Source organism: Pseudomonas sp. NPDC087029 (genome assembly GCF_044745345.1).
Lineage (GTDB): Bacteria > Pseudomonadota > Gammaproteobacteria > Pseudomonadales > Pseudomonadaceae > Aquipseudomonas > Aquipseudomonas faucium.
In genome coordinates this window covers 13,915-38,234 of the sequence record NZ_JBIVAB010000009.1, presented here as the reverse complement: position 1 = coordinate 38,234, position 24,320 = coordinate 13,915, and the positions used below count along the sequence as shown (strand labels likewise).

The 24,320-nt window shown below is 66.2% G+C and carries 24 protein-coding genes and 1 riboswitch; of the genes, 16 read left to right on the top strand and 8 right to left on the bottom strand.

Annotated features, from left to right (window positions below):
- Window positions 1-204 precede the first annotated feature (204 nt).
- The 16 genes from ACIPG5_RS15960 to ACIPG5_RS15885 all read left to right on the top strand — a co-directional run bounded on the left by ACIPG5_RS15960 (window position 205) and on the right by ACIPG5_RS15885 (window position 19,074).
- Complete coding sequence (locus ACIPG5_RS15960; RefSeq protein WP_176517343.1) at window positions 205-852, top strand: DedA family protein; 648 nt, start codon at window positions 205-207, stop codon at window positions 850-852.
- 8 nt (window positions 853-860) lie between these two features.
- Window positions 861-1,676, top strand: coding sequence for a zinc-dependent peptidase (locus ACIPG5_RS15955; RefSeq protein WP_176517342.1), 816 nt, complete (start codon window positions 861-863; stop codon window positions 1,674-1,676).
- A gap of 93 nt (window positions 1,677-1,769) precedes the next feature.
- Window positions 1,770-2,297 carry an inorganic diphosphatase gene (gene ppa / locus ACIPG5_RS15950; RefSeq protein ID WP_003255365.1) on the top strand — a complete coding sequence of 176 codons (528 nt, stop codon included), beginning with the start codon at window positions 1,770-1,772 and terminating at the stop codon, window positions 2,295-2,297.
- Window positions 2,298-2,470: 173 nt separating this feature from the next.
- Window positions 2,471-3,169 (top strand): XRE family transcriptional regulator, encoded by a 699-nt coding sequence (locus ACIPG5_RS15945; RefSeq protein WP_236238044.1) that lies wholly within the window; start codon window positions 2,471-2,473, stop codon window positions 3,167-3,169.
- A 315-nt stretch (window positions 3,170-3,484) separates the two neighbouring features.
- Window positions 3,485-3,991 (top strand): sigma-70 family RNA polymerase sigma factor, encoded by a 507-nt coding sequence (locus tag ACIPG5_RS15940; protein WP_176517340.1) that lies wholly within the window; start codon window positions 3,485-3,487, stop codon window positions 3,989-3,991.
- Window positions 3,988-4,944 (top strand): FecR domain-containing protein, encoded by a 957-nt coding sequence (locus ACIPG5_RS15935; RefSeq protein ID WP_176517339.1) that lies wholly within the window; start codon window positions 3,988-3,990, stop codon window positions 4,942-4,944. The genes ACIPG5_RS15940 and ACIPG5_RS15935 overlap by 4 nt, the downstream gene beginning before the upstream one ends.
- A gap of 115 nt (window positions 4,945-5,059) precedes the next feature.
- Complete coding sequence (locus ACIPG5_RS15930) at window positions 5,060-7,504, top strand: TonB-dependent siderophore receptor (protein ID WP_401376398.1); 2,445 nt, start codon at window positions 5,060-5,062, stop codon at window positions 7,502-7,504.
- A 103-nt stretch (window positions 7,505-7,607) separates the two neighbouring features.
- Complete coding sequence (locus ACIPG5_RS15925) at window positions 7,608-8,300, top strand: response regulator transcription factor (protein ID WP_401376226.1); 693 nt, start codon at window positions 7,608-7,610, stop codon at window positions 8,298-8,300.
- The gene (locus ACIPG5_RS15920) at window positions 8,300-9,637 is read left to right on the top strand and encodes a histidine kinase sensor domain-containing protein (RefSeq protein ID WP_401376223.1); all 1,338 of its coding nucleotides are present in this window, start codon (window positions 8,300-8,302) and stop codon (window positions 9,635-9,637) included. The genes ACIPG5_RS15925 and ACIPG5_RS15920 overlap by 1 nt, the downstream gene beginning before the upstream one ends.
- Window positions 9,638-9,720: 83 nt before the next feature.
- A complete protein-coding gene (locus ACIPG5_RS15915) occupies window positions 9,721-11,952 on the top strand; it encodes a TonB-dependent siderophore receptor (RefSeq protein ID WP_401376395.1) in 2,232 nt (743 codons plus the stop codon).
- 21 nt (window positions 11,953-11,973) lie between these two features.
- Window positions 11,974-12,864, top strand: coding sequence for an alpha/beta hydrolase (locus tag ACIPG5_RS15910; protein WP_401376220.1), 891 nt, complete (start codon window positions 11,974-11,976; stop codon window positions 12,862-12,864).
- A gap of 74 nt (window positions 12,865-12,938) precedes the next feature.
- Window positions 12,939-13,080: riboswitch (FMN riboswitch) on the top strand.
- Window positions 13,081-13,161: 81 nt separating this feature from the next.
- Complete coding sequence (gene ribB / locus ACIPG5_RS15905; RefSeq protein ID WP_176517334.1) at window positions 13,162-13,809, top strand: 3,4-dihydroxy-2-butanone-4-phosphate synthase; 648 nt, start codon at window positions 13,162-13,164, stop codon at window positions 13,807-13,809.
- Between the two features lie 145 nt (window positions 13,810-13,954).
- Complete coding sequence (locus tag ACIPG5_RS15900) at window positions 13,955-14,197, top strand: exodeoxyribonuclease VII small subunit (protein WP_133330127.1); 243 nt, start codon at window positions 13,955-13,957, stop codon at window positions 14,195-14,197.
- Window positions 14,194-15,081, top strand: coding sequence for a (2E,6E)-farnesyl diphosphate synthase (ispA, locus tag ACIPG5_RS15895; RefSeq protein ID WP_236238038.1), 888 nt, complete (start codon window positions 14,194-14,196; stop codon window positions 15,079-15,081). The genes ACIPG5_RS15900 and ispA overlap by 4 nt, the downstream gene beginning before the upstream one ends.
- Before the next feature lie 102 nt (window positions 15,082-15,183).
- Complete coding sequence (dxs, locus tag ACIPG5_RS15890) at window positions 15,184-17,079, top strand: 1-deoxy-D-xylulose-5-phosphate synthase (RefSeq protein WP_286912575.1); 1,896 nt, start codon at window positions 15,184-15,186, stop codon at window positions 17,077-17,079.
- 123 nt (window positions 17,080-17,202) lie between these two features.
- Window positions 17,203-19,074: a TonB-dependent receptor domain-containing protein gene (locus ACIPG5_RS15885; RefSeq protein ID WP_314617128.1), complete on the top strand. Its 1,872-nt coding sequence runs from the start codon at window positions 17,203-17,205 to the stop codon at window positions 19,072-19,074.
- Here ACIPG5_RS15885 and ACIPG5_RS15880 read toward each other — a convergent pair.
- The 8 genes from ACIPG5_RS15880 to ribE form a co-directional block, all read right to left on the bottom strand.
- Complete coding sequence (locus ACIPG5_RS15880) at window positions 19,052-19,864, bottom strand: cobalamin-binding protein (protein ID WP_401376215.1); 813 nt, start codon at window positions 19,862-19,864, stop codon at window positions 19,052-19,054. The two genes, ACIPG5_RS15885 and ACIPG5_RS15880, sit on opposite strands and share 23 nt — an antisense overlap.
- The gene (locus ACIPG5_RS15875; protein ID WP_401376212.1) at window positions 19,864-20,283 is read right to left on the bottom strand and encodes an MFS transporter; all 420 of its coding nucleotides are present in this window, start codon (window positions 20,281-20,283) and stop codon (window positions 19,864-19,866) included. The genes ACIPG5_RS15880 and ACIPG5_RS15875 overlap by 1 nt, the downstream gene beginning before the upstream one ends.
- Window positions 20,280-20,897 (bottom strand): GTP cyclohydrolase II, encoded by a 618-nt coding sequence (gene ribA, locus ACIPG5_RS15870; protein ID WP_401376209.1) that lies wholly within the window; start codon window positions 20,895-20,897, stop codon window positions 20,280-20,282. Before ribA ends, ACIPG5_RS15875 begins: the two co-directional genes overlap by 4 nt.
- A 173-nt stretch (window positions 20,898-21,070) precedes the next feature.
- The gene (locus ACIPG5_RS15865; RefSeq protein ID WP_176517327.1) at window positions 21,071-21,814 is read right to left on the bottom strand and encodes an ABC transporter substrate-binding protein; all 744 of its coding nucleotides are present in this window, start codon (window positions 21,812-21,814) and stop codon (window positions 21,071-21,073) included.
- Window positions 21,815-21,830: 16 nt separating this feature from the next.
- Window positions 21,831-22,334 (bottom strand): phosphatidylglycerophosphatase A, encoded by a 504-nt coding sequence (locus tag ACIPG5_RS15860; protein ID WP_401376207.1) that lies wholly within the window; start codon window positions 22,332-22,334, stop codon window positions 21,831-21,833.
- Complete coding sequence (gene thiL / locus ACIPG5_RS15855; RefSeq protein WP_401376204.1) at window positions 22,331-23,290, bottom strand: thiamine-phosphate kinase; 960 nt, start codon at window positions 23,288-23,290, stop codon at window positions 22,331-22,333. Before thiL ends, ACIPG5_RS15860 begins: the two co-directional genes overlap by 4 nt.
- Window positions 23,291-23,308: 18 nt before the next feature.
- A complete protein-coding gene (gene nusB / locus ACIPG5_RS15850; protein WP_176518319.1) occupies window positions 23,309-23,809 on the bottom strand; it encodes a transcription antitermination factor NusB in 501 nt (166 codons plus the stop codon).
- Complete coding sequence (gene ribE / locus ACIPG5_RS15845) at window positions 23,806-24,282, bottom strand: 6,7-dimethyl-8-ribityllumazine synthase (RefSeq protein ID WP_176518320.1); 477 nt, start codon at window positions 24,280-24,282, stop codon at window positions 23,806-23,808. Before ribE ends, nusB begins: the two co-directional genes overlap by 4 nt.
- Window positions 24,283-24,320: the final 38 nt, after the last annotated feature.

The following is a 24,320-nucleotide window of genomic DNA, read 5'->3' as shown; positions in this document are numbered from 1 at the left end:
CACAAGTACCCCACTGCCCTCGAGCGCAGTGAAATAACGGTGGGAGCCGGCTTGCCGGCGATAGGGCCAGTAACCCCCCGCTACAATCTCCCCGGGCATGATTCCGACTTCGCCGTATAATGCCTCCTCCTGACATGTGTGAAATTTTACCCTCCCGCAGGTCCGCGCGCCCGTAGCTGCGGGTCAAGAACACAGGTGCTGTACATGGAATTCAACCCGCTGGACCTTATCCTCCATCTCGATGCCTACCTCGATCTGTTGGTCACCAACTACGGCCCCTGGATCTACGCCATCCTGTTCACGGTGATCTTCTGCGAAACCGGCCTGGTGGTGATGCCGTTCCTGCCTGGCGATTCGCTGCTGTTCATCGCCGGCGCCGTGGCCGCCGGTGGCGGCATGGACCCGGTACTGCTGGCAGGCCTGCTGATGGCTGCGGCCATCATGGGTGACAGCACCAACTACGTGATCGGGCGCACGGCGGGAGAACGCCTGTTCAACAACCCGAATTCGAAGATCTTCCGCCGCGACTACCTGCAGCGCACCCACGATTTCTACGACCGCCACGGCGGCAAGACCGTGACCCTGGCGCGCTTCCTGCCGATCCTGCGCACCTTCGCGCCGTTCGTCGCCGGCATTGCCCACATGCACTACCCGCGCTTCCTGGGCTTCAGCGTTGCTGGCTCGCTGCTGTGGGTGGGCGGCCTGGTCACCCTGGGCTACTTCTTCGGCAACGTGCCCTTCATCAAGCAGCACCTGTCGCTGATGGTGGTCGGCATCATCCTGCTGTCGCTGATCCCGATGATCCTGGGCCTGCTGCGTGGCCGCCTGGGCCGCACGGCAAAGGCGCACTGACAGCGCACATGTGGTCGTTCAGCGCCTGGCGGCGCAAGCGCACCCTGGCGCGCTACCCGATCGAGCCGCGGCAATGGCAGGCGATTCGCGAGCGCCTGCCGATGCTCGATGGCATCAGCGAAGCCGAGGACCATTGGCTGCGTGAAGCCTGCATCCTGTTCCTGCTCGACAAGCACCTGACCACCCTGCCCGGCGTCGAGCTGGACGACGAGCAGCGCCTGTTCCTCGCCGCCCAGGCCCAGTTGCCGCTGCTGCACCTGGGCGAGCTGAACTGGTACCAGGGCTTCCACGAGATCATCCTCTACCCCGACGATTTCAAGAGCCCCCAGCGCCACCGCGACGCCAGCGGCGTGGAGCATGTGTGGGACGGCGAGCACAGCGGCGAGGCCTGGCAGCAGGGCCCGGTGATCCTGGCCTGGGCCGGGGTGCTGGCCAGCGGCGGCTGGGAGGCCTACAACCTGGTGATCCACGAGCTGGCGCACAAGCTCGACATGCTCAATGGCGATGCCAACGGCCTGCCGCCGCTGCACAGCGGCATGCACGTCGAGGCCTGGGCCAGCGCCATGCAGCAGGCCTACGACGACCTCAACCGCCAGCTCGATGCCAACCCCGACGTCGAGACCGCCATCGACCCTTACGCGGCGGAAAACCCGGCCGAGTTCTTTGCCGTCACCAGCGAATATTTCTTCAGCGCGCCCGACCTGCTGCAACAGGCTTATCCACAGGTGTACCAGCAGCTCGTGCTGTTCTACCGCCAGGACCCGCTGGCACGCCTGACGCGGTTGCAGGCCGAACACCCCGACTACCGCGAAAGCCACGCCTGATGCGCCCGCGCATCAGGTCGGGCGTGGCATGGCCTGACAGAATGTGCCTATAATCGCGCCACTTTTTTTGATCAAACACGGGGGCACTGCCCAATGAGCTACAGCAAGATTCCGGCTGGCAAAGACCTGCCGAACGACATCTACGTCGCTATCGAGATCCCGGCCAACCACGCGCCGATCAAGTACGAAATCGACAAGGACAGCGACACCCTGTTCGTTGATCGCTTCATGGCCACCCCGATGTTCTACCCGGCCAACTACGGTTTCATCCCCAACACCCTGGCCGACGACGGTGATCCGCTGGACGTGCTGGTCGTGACCCCATACCCGGTTGCCCCAGGCTCGGTGATCCGCGCCCGCCCGGTCGGAGTGCTGAACATGACCGACGACGGCGGCGGCGACGCCAAGGTCATCGCCGTACCGCACGACAAGCTGTCGCAGCTGTACGTCGACGTGAAGGAATACACCGACCTGCCGGCCCTGCTGATCCAGCAGATCGAGCACTTCTTCGCGAACTACAAAGATCTCGAGAAGGGCAAGTGGGTCAAGATCGAAGGCTGGGAAGGCGCCGACGCCGCCCGCGCCGCGATCACCAAGTCGGTCGCTGCCTACAAGGGCTGATAGCGATTGCAAAAAAAGACCCGCTTCGGCGGGTTTTTTTGTGGGCGGCGACTGAGCGGTAAAAAGTCCTACAGCTTCCTACGCAAACGCCCTACAACAGAGCTTTTTTCGTACATTTGCCATCAACATCGGGTTCATTTCCCTACTCAAGCGTGGCCGCTAGACTCGGCCCCATGAATACTTCCGGTGACCGCCTAAAGGCCCTGCTCCAAGAATGCGGCCTGACCCCTTCCGACTTCGCCGCCCAGCGGCGTGTCACGCCCCAGCACGTGAACAACTGGTTCAGGCGCGGCATTCCCCTGGCTCGCCTGGACGAAATCGCCGACCTGTTCTGTGTGCACAGGCGCTGGCTGCGCTGCGGCGAAGGGCCCAAGCACCCAAGCTCGATCCTGCGGGTGGACGCTTGCAGCGCCAAACCGGCGTCGACGCACTCGCTGTCCAAACCTGACGGCAGGCTGTTGCAGATCCCCTTCCATGACGTGCGCGAAGGCCGCCTGGCAGCCCTCGACGGGCATTGCCTGCGCCTGCCGGCCCAAGCCCTCAAGACACTCGGCGTGGCCCCCGACAATGCCGTCAGCCTGGCCATGCCTGCCAGCAACATGACGCCCTGGCTCCCGCGCGAGGCGATCCTGGCCGTCGACCTGAGCCAGACCCGCGTGGTCGATGGCGAAATCTACGCCCTGCTGCACAACGGCGTACTCAGGGTGAACAGCCTCAGCCGCGGCCACAACGACACCCTGTGCCTGCACAGCAACGACCGCCACAATTTCCCGGTGGAGCGCTACACCCGCGCCCAACGTCAGGACCAACGCCTGGAAATCCTCGGCTGGGTGTTCCACTGGTCGCATTACCGCCAGCGCCGCCCCGGCTGAAACACCCTGTGCCAATTTTTGCTGGGCATCCTGTGCCAGCCTCTGTATGCTACGCCGCACATTAAGCCCCGGCCGGCGCAAGCCGCGTTCCAGAGGGCTCGGCAGCACTCCATACGAGCGTTCGCCCTCTCTTTCAGGCCCTTGTCGGCCACACAGTTAAGGCGGTTGCGGCTTACCATAAATTAGCCGGAAGCGTCCCCGAGAAGCCGGCCACAAGCCGGCTTTTTAATGCCTGCGATTCACCCGCAATGTCGTTTTGCCAGTCGCCACTCAACGTGTAATGATAATGCCTATCATTAACAGGCGAAGACCTTCATGGCCGCGACAGACCCCACCGACACCCTGGATAGCCTTTATCGTGACAACCATGGCTGGCTGCAGGCCTGGCTGCGTCGGCGCCTGGGTGATCGCGAGCACGCGGCGGACATTGCCCAGGACACCTTCCTGCGGCTGATGGTGTCGGGGCGCATGCCCGGCCCGCGGGAGAGCCGCAGCTATCTTGCGCAAATCGCCCGCAACCTGGTCATCGACCAATGGCGCCGCCTGCGCATCGAGCGCGCCTACCTGCAAAGCATCGCGCACCTGCCCGAGCCTGAATCACCCTCGCTTGAGACCCGCGCGCTGATTCTCGAAACCCTTGTGCAGATCGATGCCATGCTCGACCGCATGCCGGATAACGTGCGCCAGGCGTTCTTGCTCTCGCAGTTCGAAGGGCTGACCTACCCACAGATTGCCGAACGCCTCGGGGTCACGGTCAGCTCGGTGCAGAAGTACATGACTCGGGCGATCCTGGCCTGCTATCAACTGGTCTACGCGCCTTGAACCGCCGCTTCGACGCGCCGATCGACGCGGCCATCGTCGAGCAGGCCAGCCAATGGCTGATGCTGCACTGGGGCGGCGAGCTCGACGCCCAACAGCGCCAGGCATTCGCCACCTGGGAGCAGGCGCACCCGGAACACCGGCGAGCCTGGCAGCGCCTGCAGCAGTTGCAGGAGACCTTCGCCGCAGTGCCCGCAGACTGTGCCCGTGCGGTATTGCGCGACAGGCCGGACCCGCAGCGCCGCGCCGCGCTGAAGGCCCTTGGCCTGCTGCTGGTCGCCGGCGGCAGCGGCTACCTGCTGCACGACCAGTTGCCATGGCGCGCGACCTTTGCCCAGCATCGCACCGCCACCGGCGAAATCCGCCACATGCTGCTCAGCGATGGCACCCGCCTGGACCTCAACAGCGCCAGCGCCATCGACCTGCGTTTCAGTGCCCGGGAACGCCGAATCCGGCTGCTTGGCGGCGAAATACTGCTGACCAGCGGCCACGATGCAAACCGCCCGCTGATCGTGGAATCCGCCAGCGGCGAGGTTCAGGCGCTGGGCACGCGCTTCTCGGTGCGCGAGCTGAACGGCGGCACCCAGGTTGAACTGTTTGACGGCCAACTGCGCGTCAGCCCCCGGCATGGCGCCTCGGTGTACATGAGCGCCGGCCACAGCCTGTGGTTCAGTGACAGCGCCTGCGGCCCGATGCGCCCCGCGAACCCCGACAGCAGCAGCTGGAGCGAAGGCCGCCTGGTAGCCGAGCGCCAGCCGCTGGGGCACTTTCTGGCCGAACTCAAGCGCTATCGCCCGGGTTGGATTCGCTGCGATGCAGCGGCCGCCAGCCTGTTGCTGACCGGCGTATTCCCCCTGGAGAACACCGACAACGTACTCAAGGCCCTCGAGCGCACCTTGCCAGTGCGCGTCGAGACCGTGACCCGCTACTGGGTGACGGTCACGCGCCGAGCCTGAGCAGAAAAACTTCATCAACCCTTGTCGGTTTTCATGCCCCGTTCGGGATAGGTCTTGAAAGCAAATCAAGAATCAGTCTCATCGGGGGAATCAGAGCGTGCTTTACCATCCACCACTGAAAAAGTTTGCCTTGAACGGCGCCTTGCGCGGCGGCCTGTTCGCCAGCCTGCTGATTGCCACGCCCACGCTGCCGGGCCTGGCATGGGCGGCCGACGCCAGCATGAGCCAGGCGCGCCAGTACGCCATTGCCGCAGGCAACCTGGACCAGGTTCTGAACCGCTTCGCCAGCGACGCCGGGATCATGCTGTCGGTGGATGCACAGCTGACCGAAGGCAAGCGCAGTGCCGGCCTGCAGGGGCGCTTCGACGTGCCCCAGGGGCTCGAGCGGTTGCTCGCCGGCAGTGGCCTGCAGGCTGTCTACACCCAGGGCGGCTGGTCATTGCAACCGGTGCTGGACGGCCCGCTGCAACTTGGCGCCACCAACGTCAACGCGCCCGAGGCGCTGGAAAGCGCCTGGGGCCCGGTCGACGGCATCGTCGCCAAGCGCAGTGCCACCGGCTCCAAGACCGACTCGGCGCTGGTGGAAATCCCACAGACCATCAACGTGGTGACCGCCACCGAGATCCAGTCGCGCGCCGCCCAGAGCGTGACCGAGGCGCTGCGCTACACGCCAGGCATCACCGGCGGCGGCTTTTCCGACCGGGTGAAGATTTTCGATGAACCCACCTCCCGCGGCTTTTCACCCACGCCGCTGTACCTCGATGGCCTGCACCTGCCCTATGGCGGCGGCAGCACCGGCGGCGCGCTGCAGATCGAACCCTATGGGCTGGAGCGCATCGAGGTGCTCAAGGGCCCGGCGTCGGTGCTCTACGGGCAGAACCAGCCTGGCGGCATCGTCAACCTGGTGAGCAAGCGGCCGACCGCCGAGGCGCTGCACCAGGTGAAGTTCGAAGCCGGCAGCTACGACCACAAGAGCGCCGCCATCGACCTGGGCGGCCCGCTCGATGACGACGGCAAGTGGCTTTACCGGCTGACCGCGCTGGCCAACGACAGCAACGACGAGATCGATTACGTCGAGGAAAAGCGCCAGTTCATCGCCCCCAGCTTCACCTGGCGGCCCAATGAAGACACCAGCCTGACCCTGTTCGCCCAGTACCAGAAGGACAAAGGCGTACCCGAAGCACAGGGCCTGCCCGCCGTGGGCACGGTATTCGACAACCCCAACGGCAAGATCGACCGCGACCTGTTCCTCGGTGAGCCCGGCGTCAACGACTACCACCGCGAGCAATACGCCTTCGGCTACGAGGTCGCGCACCGGCTCGACGACACCTGGACGCTCAAGCAGAACGCGCGCTATGCCCGGGTCAACGACCATTACACTGCGCCCCTGCACGGCTACCGCTTCGTCACCAACCCGATCACCGGGGTCGATGACCAGCGCTACACCACCCGCTATGGCGTGGACTGGCAACAGGACAACAAAGTCTTCGGCGTCGACAACATCGCCCAGGCCGAATTCGACACCGGCCCGCTCAGCCACACGGCGATCATCGGGCTGGACTACTACCACTTCAATTCGAAGTTCGATGGCCTGTACGACTTCAACCCGCCGATCATCGACCTGTTCACCCCGGTCTACGGCCAGCCCCTGAACTTCGGCAACAACTACCGCTGGGACAACACCGTGACCCAAACCGGCCTGTATGCCCAGGACCAGATCAAGCTGGACAAGTGGATCTTCGTGCTCGGTGGCCGCTACGACTGGGCCGACACCAACAACAAGGAGCCCTTGAGCGGCAACCACACCAGCAGCAAGGACGAGAAGTTCACCGGCCGTGGCGGCATCGTCTACCTGTTCGACAATGGCCTGGCCCCCTTCGTCAGCTACTCGGAATCGTTCCTGCCCCTTGCCGGCACCAGCGCCAAGGGCAGCGCCTTCTCCCCCTCCACCGGCAAGCAGTACGAGGCCGGGGTGAAATACCAGCCGCCGGGGCAGAACAGCTTCGTGCAGGTTTCGGCGTACGAACTGGAACAGAAGAACATCCTCACCACTGACCTGGTCAACCCAGGTTTCAGCAACCAGAGCGGTGCCATTCGCTCCAAGGGCCTCGAGCTCGAAGCCAAGGCCGAGCTGAGCAAAGCCTTCAGCGTGATCGCCTCGGCGGCGCGCAACGACATCAAGTACACCAAGGACAACGACGGCCGCAAAGGCCGCCACCCGGCAGGCAACCCACCGCTGACGGCAGCGCTGTGGCTCAACTACATGGTGCTGGGTGATACGCCCTTGGCCGGCCTGGGTGCGGGCGTAGGCGCCCGCTACGCCCGCAGCAACTACGGGGATGACTACGAAGGCGCCTTCCAGATCCCCTCCTACACCGTGTATGACGCAAGCCTGACCTACGACCTGGGGCTGTCGGCCTTGCGCGTCAAAGGCGTGAAACTGGCGCTGAACGTGAAAAACCTTGCCGACAAGACCTATGTCGCCAGTTGCGTCAGCGAATGGGACTGCTACTACGGCGAAGGGCGCACGGTGGTGTCGAGCGTGACCTACAACTGGTAAGCCATGCCAAGGGCGCAGGTATTAAGCACGGCTGGGCATTGCTCGACGCCCGCTGCAGTGGGATGATTCGTAATTGATACGAATTCTCATTCAAGGCCACGCCGTGCCCACCCACCTGCTGCTCGCCGAAGACGACACCCACCTGCGCCAGGACCTGGAACGCCATTTCATCCACCGTGGCTTGCGGGTTCACGCCTGCGCCACCGGCACCCAGGCGCTGAACGCCATGCAACAGCAGCGCTTCGACCTGGTGCTGCTGGACATCATGCTGCCGGGCATCGACGGCCTCAGCCTGCTCGACCAACTGCGCCGCCAGCAGGCCGTGCCGGTGATGCTGATGTCGGCCCTGGGCGCCGAGCAGGACCGCATCAGCGGTTTCACCCGCGGTGCCGACGACTACCTGCCCAAACCCTTCAGCCTCGCCGAGCTCGATGCCCGCATGGACGCCCTGCTGCGCCGGGTTGCCCTCGACCGCCAGCCGGCCCAGCCGCGCAGCGACAGCTCGGTGACCCTCGATGCCAGCCGCCAGGACGTCAGCCACCACGGCCAGGACGCCGGCCTGACCGGCTCGGAGTTTCGCCTGCTGGCCACGCTGCACGCCCACCCCGGCGAAGCGCTGAGCAAGGCATTCCTCTACCAGACCGTGCTGCACCGGGCCTACACCCGCCTGGACCGCGGCCTCGATGTGCACGTCTGCAACCTGCGCCGCAAACTCGCCGACATCGGCGCCCAGCACCTGCAGATCCAGGCGGTGCGCGGCCAGGGCTACATCCTGGTGAACACGGAAAACCGCTGATGCGTCGTCACCCGCTACTGTGGAAGCTGGCGTTGCTGCAGGTGGCTTTCTGCCTGCTGCTGACCTGGCTGATCTGGACCTGGGGCCTGTCGGTGGAGCGCAGCACCTACTTCCTCGCCCCTGCCGACCAGGACTACCTGGCACGTTATGCACAGCAGGCCGAAAGCGCCTGGCGCCACGGCGGTGCAGCCGGCGCCGAAGCCTATCGCCGCCAGCTCGAACAGGCTGAAGACACCTGGGTGGCGCTGGTCGGCCCGCGCCTGGAAAGCCTTGGCAGCACGCCGCTGAGCGCCGAGGACGCCGGCCACCTGACCTTCATGCGCAAGCTCGACTGGCCCATGAGCCGGCGCCTGCAGGACGAACTCCCTTACGTCAGCATCGCCTTCCCCGAACGCCCGCAGGACGGCCGCCTGGTCATCCAGCTACCCGAGCGCCTGCTGCCCACCGGCCTCACCCCCTGGACCCACGTCATCACCCACGGCGTGGCCCCCGCACTGCTTGCGCTGCTGATGGGCCTGGCGCTGTATCGCCACCTGGTGGCGCCGCTCAACCGCCTGCGCGACCGCGCCGACGCCTTGCGCGCCGACGACCTGCAAAGCCCTGGCCTGGCCCTGCAAAAGCGCCGCGACGAACTCGGCGAACTGGCCCAGGCCTTCGAGCACATGGCCGGCCGCCTGCGCCAGAGCCTGGAGCAGCAACGCCTGCTGCTGCGCACGCTGTCCCACGAGCTGCGCACGCCGCTGGCGCGCCTGCGCATCGCCCACGACAGCGGCCTGCCGCCGGCGCAGCTGCGCGAGCGCCTGGACCGCGAGGTAGGCGATATGCAGAAGCTGCTCGAAGACACCCTCGACCTGGCCTGGCTGGACACCGAACAGCCGCAGCTGCCAACCGAGCCGGTGCTGGTGCTGTCGGTGTGGGAAGCGCTGTGCCAGGACAGTAGCTTCGAAAGTGGCTGGAGCCTCGCCCGCCTGCCCTGCTCGCTGGGCACCGACTGCGTGGTGCAGGCTCACCTCGACAGCCTGGCCCAGGCCCTGGAGAACCTGCTGCGCAACGCCATCCGCCATTCGCCGGAGGGCGGCCGGGTCAGCCTGGATGGCTGGCGCGAGGGCGATTGCTGGCACCTGCGCCTGAGCGACCAGGGCCCCGGCGTGCCCCACGATGAGCTGCAGCGCATCTTCCAGCCCTACCAGCGCCTGGCCGGCAGCGGCGCCGGTTTCGGCCTGGGCCTGGCCATCGCCCGCCGCGCCGTCGAGCTGCAAGGCGGCAAGCTGTGGGCCAGCAATGGCCACCCTGGCCTGTGCCTGCACCTGCTGCTGCCGAGCGCTGCAAATGTTTAGAAAGTTAATGCGCTTTACTCTCAATTAAGAGTAATTATCATCCACGATCTCTTGCCTTCCGCCCGTTGCCCCGGAGATCGATGATGTCGCCCCGCCCGCTGCCTTTCGCCCCCTTCCTGCTGCTCTCCAGTTGCCTGCTGAGCAGCGCCGTGCACGCCGCCAACGACCAGCCGGCGCCGATCGAGCTGGAAAGCCAGAACGTGGTGGCCACCGCGCTGGAAGAGACCAAGCAGGCGCCGGGGGTGTCGATCATCACCGCCGAGGACATCAAGAAGCGCCCGCCGGCCAACGACCTGTCGCAGATCATCCGCACCATGCCCGGGGTCAACCTGACCGGCAACTCCACCAGCGGCCAGCGCGGCAACAACCGGCAGATCGACATCCGCGGCATGGGCCCGGAGAACACCTTGATCCTGGTCGATGGCAAGCCGGTCAGCAGCCGCAGCTCGGTGCGCTATGGCTGGCGTGGCGAGCGCGACTCGCGCGGTGACACCAACTGGGTGCCGGCCGACCAGGTCGAGCGCATCGAAGTGATCCGTGGCCCGGCGGCGGCGCGCTACGGCTCCGGCGCCATGGGCGGGGTGGTCAACATCATCACCAAGCAGGCCTCCGGCGAAACCCACGGCAACATGACCGTGTACCAGAACTTCCCCCAGCACGGCGACGAAGGCGCCACCAAGCGCGTGAGCTTCGGCCTCAACGGCCCGCTCACCGACACGCTCAGCTACCGCGTCTACGGCAACGTCGCCAAGACCGACGCGGACGACTGGGACATCAACGCCGGCCATGAGTCCGCGCGCACCGGCAACCAGGCCGGCACCCTGCCCGCAGGCCGCGAAGGCGTGCGCAACAAGGACGTCAATGGCCTGCTGAGCTGGCACCTGACCCCTGAGCAGACCCTGGAATTGGAAGCCGGCTTCAGCCGCCAGGGCAACATCTACACCGGCGATACCCAGAACACCAACTCCAACGCCAACGTGAAGAACATGCTGGGCAAGGAAACCAACATCCTCTACCGCGAGAACTTCGCCCTCACCCACCGCGGCGACTGGGACTTCGGCAGCAGCATGGCCTACCTGCAATACGAAAAGACCCGCAACCAGCGCATCAACGAAGGCCTGGCCGGCGGCACCGAGGGTATTTTCAGCAACACCGACTTCTACACCTCGACCTTGCGCGACCTGACCGCCCACGGCGAGCTGAACCTGCCGCTGCACGCCTGGCGCGACCAGACCCTGACCCTGGGTAGCGAATGGACCCAGCAAAAGCTCGACGACCCCAGCGCCAACACCCAGAGCACCAGCGAAGGCGGCGCCATCGGCGGCCTGCCCAGCAGCGGCCGTGACACCAGCTCGCAAGCGCAGATCTTCTCGCTGTTCGCCGAAGACAACATCGAAGTGCTGCCGGGCACCATGCTCACCCCGGCCCTGCGCTTCGATCACCACAGCATCGTCGGCGACAACTGGAGCCCGTCGCTGAACCTGTCCCACGCGCTGACCGACACCCTCACCCTGAAGGCCGGCATCGCCCGTGCCTACAAGGCGCCGAACCTGTACCAGCTCAACCCCGACTACCTGCTCTACAGCCGCGGCCAGGGCTGCTACGGGCAGAGCACCAGCTGCTACCTGCAAGGCAACGACAGCCTCAAGGCCGAAACCAGCATCAACAAGGAGCTGGGGATCGAGTACCAGCGTGATGGCTGGGTCGCGGGCCTGACCTACTTTCGCAACGACTACAAGAACAAGATCGACTCCGGCCTGAGCCCGATCGGCAGCGCCATCGGCGGCAGCGGCAGCTACGCCAACGCGGCGGTTTACCAGTGGGAAAACATCCCCAAGGCCGTGGTCGAAGGGCTGGAAGGCACCCTGACCATCCCGCTGAGCGAACAGCTGAAGTGGAACAACAACCTCACCTACATGCTGCAGTCGAAGAACAAGGAAACCGGCGAGACCCTGTCGGTGACCCCGGCCTACACCCTCAACTCGATGCTCGACTGGCAAGCCAGCGATGACCTGTCGCTGCAGCTGAGCGTGGCCTGGTACGGCAAGCAGAAGCCGAAGAAGTACGACTACCACGGCGAACGCGTCACCGGCTCCGCCAACGACCAGCTGGCGCCCTACGCCCTGGTGGGCGCCAGCGGCACCTATGCGCTGAGCAAGCACCTGAGCCTGACCGCCGGCATCGACAACCTGTTCGACAAGCGCCTGTACCGGGCCGGCAACGCCCAGGGCGTGAACGGCATCGAAGGGGCTGGCGCGGCCACCTACAACGAACCGGGGCGCACCCTGTACACCAGCCTGACCGCGTCGTTCTGACCCCAAGACGAGTATTGCCCGATGAGCAAGATGCCGTTGTACCTGGCCCTGGCACTGGCCCTCAACGCCCCGGCCGCCCTGGCGCAGCCGGCGCGCGAGCAGAAGATGGACACTTCGCTGCTGCAGCGCCAGGACCTGGCCTACCGCTTCAGCCAGCTCGACCTGGACTCGGCCGACGGCCAGCGCCATTACCGGCTGTGGGTCGGCAAACCCGATCGCCCGGCGCCGGCTGCCGGCTATCCGGTGCTGTGGATGCTCGACGGCAATGCCGCGCTGGGCGCCCTGGACCGTGAACAGCTGCGCCGGCTCGCCGCAGGCCAGGCGCCACTGCTGGTGGCCGTGGGTTACCAGACCGAGCAACGCATCGAACGCGCCGGCCGCACCTTCGACTACACCCCGGCGCTGCCTGGGCAAGCCGAACAGCGCGACCCGCTGACCGGCCAGCCCAGTGGCGGCGTCGATGCATTCCTCGACCTGCTGACCCTGCGCATGCGGCCGATGGTGGCCGAGCTGGCGCCGATCGACCTGCAACGCCAGACGCTGTGGGGGCATTCCTATGGCGGCTTGGCAGTGTTGCATGCGCTGTTCACCCGGCCGGGCGCGTTCAGCGACTACGCGGCAGCCAGCCCTTCGTTGTGGTGGCACGACGGGGCCATCGTGCGTGAAGCGCCGGGCTTGCAGCAGCGCCTGGGTGACAGCCGGCCAAGGCTGCTGCTGATGCGCGGCGGGGAGGAGCCGGCCAACCCACGTGCGCAGGTGCAAGGTGATGTGGCGCGGCCAGCGCGGGAGCTGGCGGCGGACCTGGCCAAGGTGCCAGGGCTGCAGGTGCGCTTCGAACGCTTCGAGGGGCTGGGGCATGGGCCGATGTTGCCGGCTTCGCTGAAGAAGGTGATCGAGGGCCTGTCGCAGTAGAACGGCGCCGGCCCTATCGCCGAAGGTCGTAGCCGGGCGGGTTGCCAGCAGGGTGGCACAGTGCTGTATGCTTGCCCGGTCTTCAGGGCGGGGTGAAAGTCCCCACCGGCGGTAAATCGAAAGATGAGCCCGCGAGCGCCCCGGCCATGCCGGGGGTCAGCAGATCTGGTGCGACTCCAGAGCCGACGGTCATAGTCCGGATGAAAGAAGGCGTCAGGCAGGGGCCATTTCGGGCGCCCCTGCGCGCGCATTTTGTTCGCCCCGAGACGTTCATCGATCAATCACGAGGAGCGTTTCATGTCCACCCAACACCCGCAATTCCCCAATGTGTCCGCCGCCATCGCCGCCTTCCAGGCCGGGCGCCCTGTGCTGCTGCTCGACGATGACGACCGCGAGGACGAAGCGGACATCGTTGCCGCCGCCGAAAACCTCTCGCTGCAGACCATGGCCATGATGATCCGCGACTGCAGCGGCATCGTCTGCCTGTGCCTGGACGAAGCCACCGTCGACGCCCTGCAGCTGGCGCCGATGGTGCAGAACAACCAGGCCCGCCACGGCACCGGCTTCACCGTCACCATCGAAGCCGCCGAAGGCGTGAGCACCGGCGTTTCGGCCCAGGACCGCATCACCACCATCGAAGCGGCGCTGCGCTCGACCGCCGATCAGCGCCATATCGTCAGCCCAGGCCATGTGTTCCCGCTGCGCGCGCGCAACGGTGGGGTGCTGGCCCGTCGCGGCCATACCGAAGGCTCGGTGGACCTGGCGCGCCTGGCCGGGCTGCGGCCGGCGGCGGTCTTGTGCGAGCTGATGAACCCTGACGGCAGCATGGCCCGTGGCGAGCAGGTGGCGGTGTATGCGCGGCAATACAACTTGCCGGTGCTGACCATTGAAGAGCTGGCGCGCTATCGCCAGGCGATGGTGGCACGCGAAGCGCTGCCCGCCTGATCCATTGCCGGCTCCTGCAGTGCTGCAGTACCTGTGGGAGCCGGCTTGCCGGCGATGAGGCCGGAAAATCCACCCCCAAGTTTGCTCCCCCCGCCCCGCTCTGCTAGTGTCGCGCCGTTCTGACCAGCCACCGAGACCCGTCGCCATGGCCCGCAAAAAAGCCTCCATCGATTTCGAGCAATCCCTCGCCGACCTGCAAGCCCTGGTCGAGCGCCTGGAGAACGGCGAGTTGTCGCTGGAAGACTCGCTGGCCGCCTTCGAGCAAGGCATCGCCCTGACCCGCGATTGCCAGGGCGCCCTGGCCCAGGCCGAGCAGAAAGTGCAGATTCTCCTGGAGCGCGACGGCGAGCTCGCCGCGCAACCCTTCGATGCGGAGCCAGAAGAATGATCAGCGCTTACCAGGCCAGCAGCCAGGCGCGTGTCGACGCGGCCCTCGAACCGCTGTTCGTCGCCCCTTCCAAAGAGCTCGAGCGCCTGTATGCGGCGATGCGCTACAGCGTGATGAACGGCGGCAAGCGCGTGCGCCCGCTGCTCGCCTACGCCGCCTGCGAAGCGCTCGGCGTGCCGGCCGAGCAGGCCAACGGCGCCGCCTGCGCGGTGGAGCTGATTCATGCCTATTCACTGGTGCATGACGACCTGCCGGCGATGGACGACGACGACCTGCGCCGCGGCCAGCCGACCACCCACAAGGCCTTCGACGAAGCCTGCGCGATCCTCGCCGGTGACGGCCTGCAGAGCCTGGCCTTCGGCGCCCTGCTCGACCCGCGCCTGAGCCCGCAATCCGACGCCATCCGCCTGGCCATGGTGCAGGCCCTGGCCAAGGCCGCAGGCCCGGCCGGCATGGTCGGCGGCCAGGCCATCGACCTTGGCTCGGTGGGCCTGAAGCTGGACCAGCAGGCCCTGGAATACATGCACCGGCACAAGACCGGTGCGCTGATCGAAGCCAGCGTGCGCCTCGGCGCCCTGGCCAGCGGCCGCGCCGAGCAGGCGCAGCTCGATGCCCTGCAGGCCTACGCCCAGGCGATCGGCCTGGCGTTCCAGGTGCAGGACGACATCCTCGACGTGGAAAGCGATACCGCCACCCTCGGCAAGCGCCAGGGGGCCGACGTCGCCCGCGACAAGCCGACCTACCCGGCCCTGCTCGGGCTGGAGGCGGCCAAGGCCTACGCGATCGAACTGCGCGACCAGGCGCTGGTCGCACTCCAGGGGTTTGGCGAAAATGCCGAGCCGCTGCGGGCCCTGGCACGCTACATCGTCGAGCGCCGCCACTGATCGGGGCCGCTTTGCGGCCCAATCCGCGCCCTGTCTGAATGGGCAGTATTTCCCACAATGGGGTAAACTGCCGCGTCTTAAACATCCATAACGACTCGCCTGATGCCCACGACGTTTCAAGAGATCCCCCGCGAACGCCCGGTCACGCCGTTGCTCGACCGCGCTGACACGCCTGCCGGCCTGCGCCGGCTGGCCGAAGCCGACCTGGAGACCCTGGCCGACGAATTGCGCCAGGAGTTGCTCTATACCGTTGGTCAGACCGGTGGGCATTTCGGCGCCGGCCTGGGCGTCATCGAGCTGACGATCGCCCTGCACTACGTCTTCGACACCCCGGACGACCGGCTGGTGTGGGACGTCGGCCACCAGGCCTACCCGCACAAGATCCTCACCGGCCGGCGCCAGCGCATGCTGACCCTGCGCCAGAAGGACGGCATCGCCGCCTTCCCGCGCCGCAGCGAGAGCGAGTACGACACCTTTGGCGTTGGCCACTCCAGCACCTCGATCAGCGCCGCACTGGGCATGGCCATCGCCGCCCGCCTGCAGAACAGCGCGCGCAAGTCGATCGCGGTGATCGGCGACGGCGCGCTCACCGCCGGCATGGCGTTCGAGGCGTTGAACCACGCCCAGGAAGTCGACGCCAACATGCTGGTGATCCTCAACGACAACGACATGTCGATTTCGCGCAATGTCGGCGGCCTGTCCAACTACCTGGCCAAGATCCTCTCCAGCCGCACCTACTCGAGCATGCGCGAAGGCAGCAAGAAAGTGCTGTCGCGCCTGCCTGGCGCCTGGGAAATCGCCCGCCGCACCGAGGAATACGCCAAGGGCATGCTGGCCCCCGGCACCCTGTTCGAAGAGCTGGGCTGGAACTACATCGGCCCGATCGACGGCCACGACCTGCCGACCATGATCGCCACCCTGCGCAACATGCGTGACCTCAAGGGCCCGCAGTTCCTGCACGTGGTGACCAAGAAGGGCAAGGGCTTCGCCCCGGCCGAAATCGACCCGATCGGCTACCACGCCATCACCAAGCTCGAGCCTGCCGACAAGCCCGCTGCGCCGAAGAAGCCCAGCGGGCCGAAGTACTCCGCGGTGTTCGGCCAGTGGCTGTGCGACATGGCCGCCGCCGACAAGCGCCTGGTGGGCATCACGCCTGCGATGAAGGAAGGCTCCGACCTGGTCGCGTTCAGCGAACGCTACCCAGAGCGCTACTTCGACGTGGCGATTGCCGAGCAGCACGCCGTTACCCTCGCCGCGGGCATGGCCTGCGAAGGCAGCAAGCCGGTGGTGGCGATCTACTCCACCTTCCTGCAGCGCGCCTATGACCAGCTGATCCACGACGTGGCGGTGCAGAACCTCGACGTGCTGTTCGCCATCGACCGCGCAGGCCTGGTCGGCGAAGACGGCCCGACCCACGCCGGCAGCTACGACCTGTCGTACCTGCGTTGCATCCCCGGCATGCTGGTGATGACCCCGAGCGACGAGAACGAGCTGCGCAAGATGCTCAGTACCGGCCACCTGTACAACGGCCCGGCGGCCGTGCGCTACCCGCGCGGCACCGGCCCCAATGCGCCGATCAGCGCCGACCTGGAACCGCTGGAAATCGGCAAGGGCGTGGTTCGCCGCCAGGGCGAGAAAGTAGCCCTGCTGGTGTTCGGCGTGCAGCTGGCCGAGGCCCTGCAGGTGGCCGAGCAGATCAACGCCACGGTGGTCGACATGCGTTTCGTCAAGCCGCTGGACGAGGCCCTGGTGCTGGAACTGGCAGCTAGCCACGAGCTGCTGGTGACCATCGAGGAAAACGCCATCATGGGCGGCGCCGGTGCTGCCGTGGGCGAGTTCCTGGCCAGCCAGGCCGTGGTCAAGCCGCTGCTGCACCTGGGGCTGCCGGACGTCTACGTCGAGCACGCCAAGCCGGCGCAGATGCTGGCCGAATGTGGGCTGGATGCTGCCGGGATCGAGGCTTCGGTGAAGGCTCGGATGGCCAAGCTGGGCCTGTAAAACACTTGGGGCCGCTGTGCGGCCCATCGCCGGCAAGCCGGCTCCCACATGAACTTCACCGGCCGCGAGGGCCATGGGGTACCTGTGGGAGCCGGCTTGCCGGCGATTGCTTTGGACGCCTCGATGAAAATCTCGACCTTTACCACCCTGCTCTGCCTGCCCATCCCGCTGCTGGCCAGCGAACGCGACGACGCGCTGAAACTCCCCGACGTGCTGATCAGCGCCAACCGCCAGGTCGAGTCACGCACTGCCACCAGCGCCGCCAACACCGTGTTCACCCGCAGCGACATCGACCGCCTGCAACCAAGCAGCGTCACCGACCTGCTGACCCGCGTGCCCGGCGTCCAGGTCGCCCCCACCGGTGGCCGCGGCAGCCTGCCGGGTATCTTCATCCGCGGCACCAAGGCCGCCCAGAGCCTGGTGCTGGTCGATGGCGTGCGCATTGCCAACGCCACCTCCGGCGACAGCGGCCTGCAGTTTCTCGATGTCGACCAGATCGAGCGCGTCGAAGTGCTGCGCGGCTCGCGTTCGGCCATCTACGGCAGCGATGCCATCGGCGGGGTCATCCAGATCTTCACCCGCCGCGGCACTGGCCAGGGCCTGCAGCCGCGCCTGCGCCTGGCGGCCGGCAGCAACCAGACGTTCCAGCGCAGCCTGGGGCTTTCCGGCGGTGACGGCGCAACGCGCTTCAACCTGGGCGCGAGCCTCGATGAAACGGCCGGCATCGACTCGACCGGGCCATCGTTCGCCAGTGACGGCGACCATGACGCCTATCGCAACAAGTCATTCAACCTGAGCCTGAGCCACACCTTCGGCGAGCGCTTCGAGGCAGGGCTGAACTTGCTCGACAGCCGTGGCCGCAGCGAATACGACAACCCCTTCGGCCGCTTCGACATGGACACCTTCGAAAGCGTCGGGCAAAAGCCCTACACCGATTTTGTCGTCAGCAGTGTCGGCACCTACTTCGACGCCCAGCTCAACGACCTCTGGCACTCGCGCCTGGAGCTGGCCCACAGCGAAAACCGCGATGACAAACGCGACAAGCTGAGCGACGAACGTTTCGTCTTCAACACCTACCGCGACCAGGCCACCTGGCAGAACGACCTGGCCCTGAGCGACCAGCACAACCTGCTGATCGGCGGCGACTGGTACCAAGACCGCGTGCACGGCAGCACCGAGTTCACCGAGGACAGCCGCTGGAACCGTGCCGCGTTCATCCAGCACCGTTTCAGTGGCGAGCAGTTTTCCACCGAAGTGGGCGTGCGCCGCGACCAGAACCAGCAGTTCGGTGGCCAGACCACCTGGAGTGGCAGCCTCACCGTGCCGCTCAACGCACAGAACGATGTGCTGCTGTCCTACAGCGAAGGCTTCCGCGCGCCTACCTTCAACGACCTGTACTACCCGCAGTACAGCAACCCGGACCTCAAGCCTGAGCGGTCGAAAAGCTACGAACTGCAGTGGCGCAGCCAGCTCACGCCCGACAGCCGCCTGGAGACGTCGCTGTACCGCACCGACCTGCAGGACGCGATCATCTTTGGCGAAGGCTCGATCCCGCGCAACGTCGCCTCGGCACGCATCAACGGCTTGGAAATGGCGCTGGAACAACAGTGGGGCCAATGGCGCAGCCAGCTTGGCCTGGCGCTGATCGACCCACGCGACCGCGACAGCGGCCATACCCTCGCCCGCCGCGCCCGGCGCACCTTGAGCCTGGACCTGGATCGCCAGTTCGAGCGCTTCACGGTTGGCGGCAGTTGGCAGGCGGTCAGCGCCAGCTACGACGACGAGGCCAATCGCAACCGCCTGGGCGGTTATGGCCTGTTCGGCCTGCGCGGCGGCTGGGCCCCAACCGATGAGCTGAAGCTGGAAGTGAAGCTGGATAACCTGCTGGACAAGGCCTACAGCCGGGCACAGTACAGCTTCGATGCCAACAACTACGACTACCGCGAAGAAGGCCGCACGGCCCTGTTCAGCGTCACCTGGACGCCGGCGCTCTAGCCGCCAGCAGCGCGCACAGGCGGGCGGTGGCTTCGATCATCTGCCCGCTGGGCCGCTCCAGCCCTTTGTCCGGCACCACCAACAAACCCTCACCGGCCACCGCGCTCAGGCGTGGCCAGGCTTTCCAGCTGGCCAACTGCGCCGCGTCAGCCGCCAGGATCACCTGCGGGTCACGCAACAGCACCGATTCCACGTTGACCTGCGGCGCAGGCTGGCTGAGGTCGGCAAAGATGTTGCGCGCACCACACACCGCCAGGGCATCGCTGACCACCTGCCCGCCACCCAGGGTGTACAGCGGCCGGTCCCAGACCTGATAGAACACCCGCAGCGGCTCGGCGCGCCGATACTGCTGGCGCAACTGGCGCAGGCGCTCGCCCAGGGCCGCCACGTGGCGCCGCCCCTGCTCCGCGCGCCCGACCCGCACGGCGATGGCCTCGATCTGCGCGAGCAACTGGTCCAGGTCATGGGGTTCGGCGCTGTAGGTGGCGATGCCCAGGCGCTTGAGCTGGTCGCGCTGGGCGGCGGCGACGCTGCCGGGCCACAGCAGCAGCAAGTCCGGCTTGAGGCTGAGCAGGCGCTCCATGTCCAGCTGCCCCTGGCGCCCCACCGAAGGCAGGCTGGCCAGCGCGGCGGGCCGTTCGCCGCCGTCGAGCACGCCCACCAGCAGGTCGTCGGCCTGCAGTTCGAGCATGATTTCACTCATCGAGGGGGCAAGGCTGACGACCCGCAATGGCTCACCGGCCTGGGCGCTGCAGGCCAGCCATGCCAGCAAGCCGAGCAAGATGCGCATCAACTTAACTGAGGCGGGATGCGATAGAGGTAGAGCAGCACCACGGTAGACAGCGCCAGCAGGATCTGTGGCACGGCTTCGAGCCCCACCAGCACCGACAAGGCGCCGACCCAGGCCGGGAAGCAGGCGTACAGCATGGCCATGCGCCGCACGCGCGCCAGCTCGATCCAGGCGGCCGGCTCCTCGGCGCTGCCGAGTACCTTGGAGGTGGCGATCAGGGCCCGCTTGTAGGCGCCGAAGCGCGGCAGGCTGAGGAACATGGTCGCCGCGCCGGCGATGAACAGCGGCATGGCCAGCACCGGGATCAGCGCCTCGCCACCGCCAAAGGCCCAGGCCATCACCGGCAGCGGCACCAGGCCGACCGCCAGGTATTGCCACCAGGCCAGCGCCAGGCGCCGCTTCACCTGGTTGCGGGTCACGCCTGGGGCACCTCGCCCTGGTGCTCGTTGCCCAGCATGTGGCCCAGCTTGCCGGCCTTGGTGGCCAGGTAGTAACGGTTGTGCGGGTTGTGGCCGGTGTGCAGCGGCACACGCTCGGCAACCTTGATGTTCATGTCGGCCAGCGCCTTGACCTTGCGTGGGTTGTTGGTCATCAGGCGCAGCGCTTTGACGCCCAGGTGCTCGAGCATCGGCAGGCACATGGCGTAGTCACGCTGGTCGGCGGCGAAGCCCAGGCGCTCGTTGGCCTCGACGGTGTCAGCGCCACCGTCTTGCAGTTCGTAGGCGCGAATCTTGTTCAACAGGCCGATGCCACGGCCTTCCTGGCGCAGGTACAGCAGCACGCCACGGCCTTCGCGGGCAATCGCCTGCAACGCGGCTTCCAGCTGCGAACCGCAGTCGCACCGCTGGCTGAACAGGGCATCGCCAGTCAGGCACTCGGAGTGCAGGCGCCCCAGCACCGGCTCGCCGTCGGCGAAATCACCCAGGCTGAGCACCACGTGCTCACGGCCAGTGGCTTCGTCGAGAAAGCCATGCATGGTGAAAGTCGCAAAAGGGGTCGGGAGTTTAGAGGCGGCAACAAAGACGACGGGCACGTTGTGCTCCTGGATAAGTAGGAAATTTCTCGTGAAGCGATTGTATCAGCAGGTTGGCGCCTGTGCGCTCGTTGAATACCGTGGCTTAAGATCGAAAAGTTCGATGCTTAGGTTGCCTGGCAGCGCTCCCCCACCACCTGTGGGAGCCGGCTTGCCGGCGCTAGCGCTCTCGATTACTGCGGCTTGCTGTCGGGCGTAAACGGATACGGCTGCTTCCAGTGCTCGAAGATCGGCTTCAGCTCGCCGCTGCGCACCAGCTCGGCCATGCGCCGGTCGAACAGGTCGCGCAGGGCCCTGGCCTGATCGTTGCGGGCAAAGGCCAGGTACAACGGCAGTTCGGCGACATGGGTGCGGCGAAAACGCTCGGGCTGCGAACTCTGCCCCAGCACGTAGTCGACCTCGGTCTGCGCATCGATGTAGAAGTCCACGCGGTCGTGTTCGAGCATCGGCAGGATGCCTTCGCGGCGCTGGATTTCACGGAAGTTGTGCACGTTGGGCAGGTAGCTGGCGTAGTCATAGCCGCGTACCCAGGCCAGGCGGTAGTTGCCGACCGTTTCATGGGTCGGCACCGGCTTGCTGGCAAGCCCCAGGGCATAGATGTGGTCCATGTCGAAGTGCCAGCGGGGGTAGAAGTTGTCGTCGCTCTCCTCCTTGTACGAGCCGACCCAGGCATCCGCTTCGCCGCGCTTCACCAGCCCGACCGCGCGGCTGTAGGGCACGCCCTGGGCCACCACCTTGACCCCAGCCGGCTCGAACACCTTGCGCAGTACATCCCAGGCCACGCCGGTACCATCGGCATTGGTGTAGTCGGCCCATTCTTCACTGACCAGATGGATCTGCTTGGGCACATCATCGGCTGCGGCCACCCAGGGTGCCAGGGTCAGCAGCATTGCCAGCAGCACAGTCCTTATGGCCATCGAAGCACTCCCTGTTTCAGCCTACCGCCCACACCAGAAGCTGCATGCCCAGCCAGGCGAACACGCCGGCCAGGATATCGTCGAGCATGATGCCGACCCCGCCATGCACATGGCGATCGATCCAGCGAATCGGCCATGGCTTGAGGATGTCGAAGAAGCGGAACATCAGGAACCCTGCCAGGATCCACTGCCACCCTTCCGGCACCAGCCAGAGGGTGATCCACATGCCGACCATCTCGTCCCAGACAATGCCTTCATGGTCGTGCACGCGCAAGTCATTGGCGACTTTGCCGCACAGCCATAAGCCGAACAGCATGGTGACGCCCAGCAGCAGCCAGTAGCCCCAGTCCGGCAGCATCTGCCACAGCGGGATGAACGGAATGGCCACCAGCGAACCCCAGGTGCCCGGGGCCTTGGGCAGGGTGCCGGAGCCGAAGCCAAAGGCGATGAAGTGCCACGGATTGCGCCAGACCGATGGCGGAACGAACTCCGCAGGCACCTGTTTGGGGTGGTCGGTCACGGTGTCTCCCTAAAGTGTTGATAGCCCCGTTGCACGGGGGTGATATCCAGGCCCTGCGGGTCACGCAGGGTCACCCCTTGGCCCGCGACCACGCGCCCGACCACATGCACCTCGCAACCCGCCAGGGCCGCCAGGGCATCGGCGGGCAAGGTGAATGCCAGCACGTAGTCGTCGCCACCGGTGAGCGCGGCCTTAACGGCGCCTTCGCGGCCGAGGAACGCCTCTAGTGCAGGAGACACTGGCACCTGGGCCAGGTTCACCTCGAGCGCGACCGCAGAGGCCTTGGCGATGTGCCCGCAGTCGGCGAGCAGGCCGTCGGAGATGTCCAGGGCCGAGGTGGCCAGGCCACGCAAGCGCTGCCCCAGCTCGAGCTGGGGCAGCGGTGACCAGTAGTGGGCCAGCAGCGGCTCGGCCTGTTCGGCCGGGGCCTCGCGCTCACCGAGCACCAGCGCCAGCGCACCGGCCGCCTTGCCCAGCGTGCCGCCCACGCACAAGAGGTCGCCCGGCCGCGCGCCGCTGCGGCGCAGGGCCTGGCCAGCCGGCACGCGGCCGAACACGGTAACGGTGATGCTCAATGGGCCGCGGGTGGTGTCGCCGCCGATCAGGCTGATGCGGCAACGCTGGGCCATGCGGCTGAGGCCGTCGGCGTAGGCTTCGAGCCAGGTGGGGCCAACTTCGGGCAAGGTCAGGGCAAGGGTGAAGCCGATGGCCTCGGCGCCCATGGCCGCCAGGTCGCTGACCGCCACCGCCAACGAGCGCTGGCCAAGCAGGCGCGGGTCGCAGACCGCGGGGAAATGCACGCCGGCAACCAGGGTGTCGGTCGACACCGCCAGCTGCTCGCCGGGGGGAAGGTCAAGCAGGGCGCAGTCGTCGCCGATCCCCAGGGCCACGCCCTCGCCGCCCTGCGCACAGGGCGCGGCGGCGAAGTAATGGTTGATCAGCTCGAACTCACCCATGATCAGGCAGCGCCAGGATCAGCGCTTGTTCGCCTTGACTTCTGCTTCGCGCAGCGACGGCGCGAGCTTGTCCAGCACGCCGTTGACGAACTTGTGGCCGTCGGTGGCACCGAAGACCTTGGCCAGTTCCACGCCTTCGTTGATCACCACGCGGTACGGCACGTCGACGCGCTTGATCAACTCCCAGGTGGACAGGCGCAGCACGGCCAGTTCGACCGGGTCGAGCTCTTCCAGTGCGATGGTCATGCAAGGCGCCAGCGCCTTGTCGATTTCGCCCTTGATCGCCGGAACCCCATGTAGGATTTCGCGGAAATAGGCACCGTCGACATCGGTGAAATCGTTATCCACCCGGAACTGCGCTTCGATCTCGTTCAGCGAGGCGCTGGCCATATGCCACTGATACAGCGCCTGGGTCGCGAGCATGCGGGCTTCGCGGCGCTTGGCGCTCTTCGATGGCTTGCCGGCATCCGCAGGTTTTGGATCGCGCGGGTTGAAACGATCGCTTTCGTCGCTAATCACTTGGCCTCCAACTGCGCCAGCAGGCTGACCATTTCCAGAGCGGACAGGGCAGCTTCAGCACCTTTGTTGCCGGCCTTGGTGCCGGAACGCTCGATGGCTTGCTCGATGGAGTCGACGGTCAGGACACCGAAGGCCACCGGTACACCGAACTCCATGGACACCTGGGCCAGGCCCTTGGTGCATTCGCCCGCCACGTATTCGAAGTGCGGGGTACCGCCACGGATCACGGCGCCCAGGGCGATGATCGCGTTGTATTCGCCTTGCTGGGCGACTTTCTGTGCCACCAGCGGGATTTCGAACGCGCCCGGGGCACGGATGATGGTGATGTCGCTTTCGCTGACACCGTGGCGTACCAGGGCATCAACGGCACCGCTTACCAGGCTTTCGACGACGAAGCTGTTGAAGCGGCCAACCACCAAAGCATAGCGACCTTTGGGGGCGATGAAGGTACCTTCGATGGTCTTCAGGGTCATTCCGATGTTCTCATATTCAAGAGCGAGGCCGCGCGCAG

Coding starts and splice junctions, on each gene's coding strand:
- ACIPG5_RS15960 (WP_176517343.1), top strand. CDS start 205: ATGGAATTCAACCCGCTGGACCTTATCCTCCATCTCGATGCCTACCTC.
- ACIPG5_RS15955 (WP_176517342.1), top strand. CDS start 861: ATGTGGTCGTTCAGCGCCTGGCGGCGCAAGCGCACCCTGGCGCGCTAC.
- ppa (WP_003255365.1), top strand. CDS start 1,770: ATGAGCTACAGCAAGATTCCGGCTGGCAAAGACCTGCCGAACGACATC.
- ACIPG5_RS15945 (WP_236238044.1), top strand. CDS start 2,471: ATGAATACTTCCGGTGACCGCCTAAAGGCCCTGCTCCAAGAATGCGGC.
- ACIPG5_RS15940 (WP_176517340.1), top strand. CDS start 3,485: ATGGCCGCGACAGACCCCACCGACACCCTGGATAGCCTTTATCGTGAC.
- ACIPG5_RS15920 (WP_401376223.1), top strand. CDS start 8,300: ATGCGTCGTCACCCGCTACTGTGGAAGCTGGCGTTGCTGCAGGTGGCT.
- ACIPG5_RS15915 (WP_401376395.1), top strand. CDS start 9,721: ATGTCGCCCCGCCCGCTGCCTTTCGCCCCCTTCCTGCTGCTCTCCAGT.
- ACIPG5_RS15910 (WP_401376220.1), top strand. CDS start 11,974: ATGAGCAAGATGCCGTTGTACCTGGCCCTGGCACTGGCCCTCAACGCC.
- ribB (WP_176517334.1), top strand. CDS start 13,162: ATGTCCACCCAACACCCGCAATTCCCCAATGTGTCCGCCGCCATCGCC.
- ACIPG5_RS15900 (WP_133330127.1), top strand. CDS start 13,955: ATGGCCCGCAAAAAAGCCTCCATCGATTTCGAGCAATCCCTCGCCGAC.
- ispA (WP_236238038.1), top strand. CDS start 14,194: ATGATCAGCGCTTACCAGGCCAGCAGCCAGGCGCGTGTCGACGCGGCC.
- dxs (WP_286912575.1), top strand. CDS start 15,184: ATGCCCACGACGTTTCAAGAGATCCCCCGCGAACGCCCGGTCACGCCG.
- ACIPG5_RS15885 (WP_314617128.1), top strand. CDS start 17,203: ATGAAAATCTCGACCTTTACCACCCTGCTCTGCCTGCCCATCCCGCTG.
- ACIPG5_RS15880 (WP_401376215.1), bottom strand. CDS start 19,864: ATGCGCATCTTGCTCGGCTTGCTGGCATGGCTGGCCTGCAGCGCCCAG.
- ACIPG5_RS15865 (WP_176517327.1), bottom strand. CDS start 21,814: ATGGCCATAAGGACTGTGCTGCTGGCAATGCTGCTGACCCTGGCACCC.
- thiL (WP_401376204.1), bottom strand. CDS start 23,290: ATGGGTGAGTTCGAGCTGATCAACCATTACTTCGCCGCCGCGCCCTGT.
- ribE (WP_176518320.1), bottom strand. CDS start 24,282: ATGACCCTGAAGACCATCGAAGGTACCTTCATCGCCCCCAAAGGTCGC.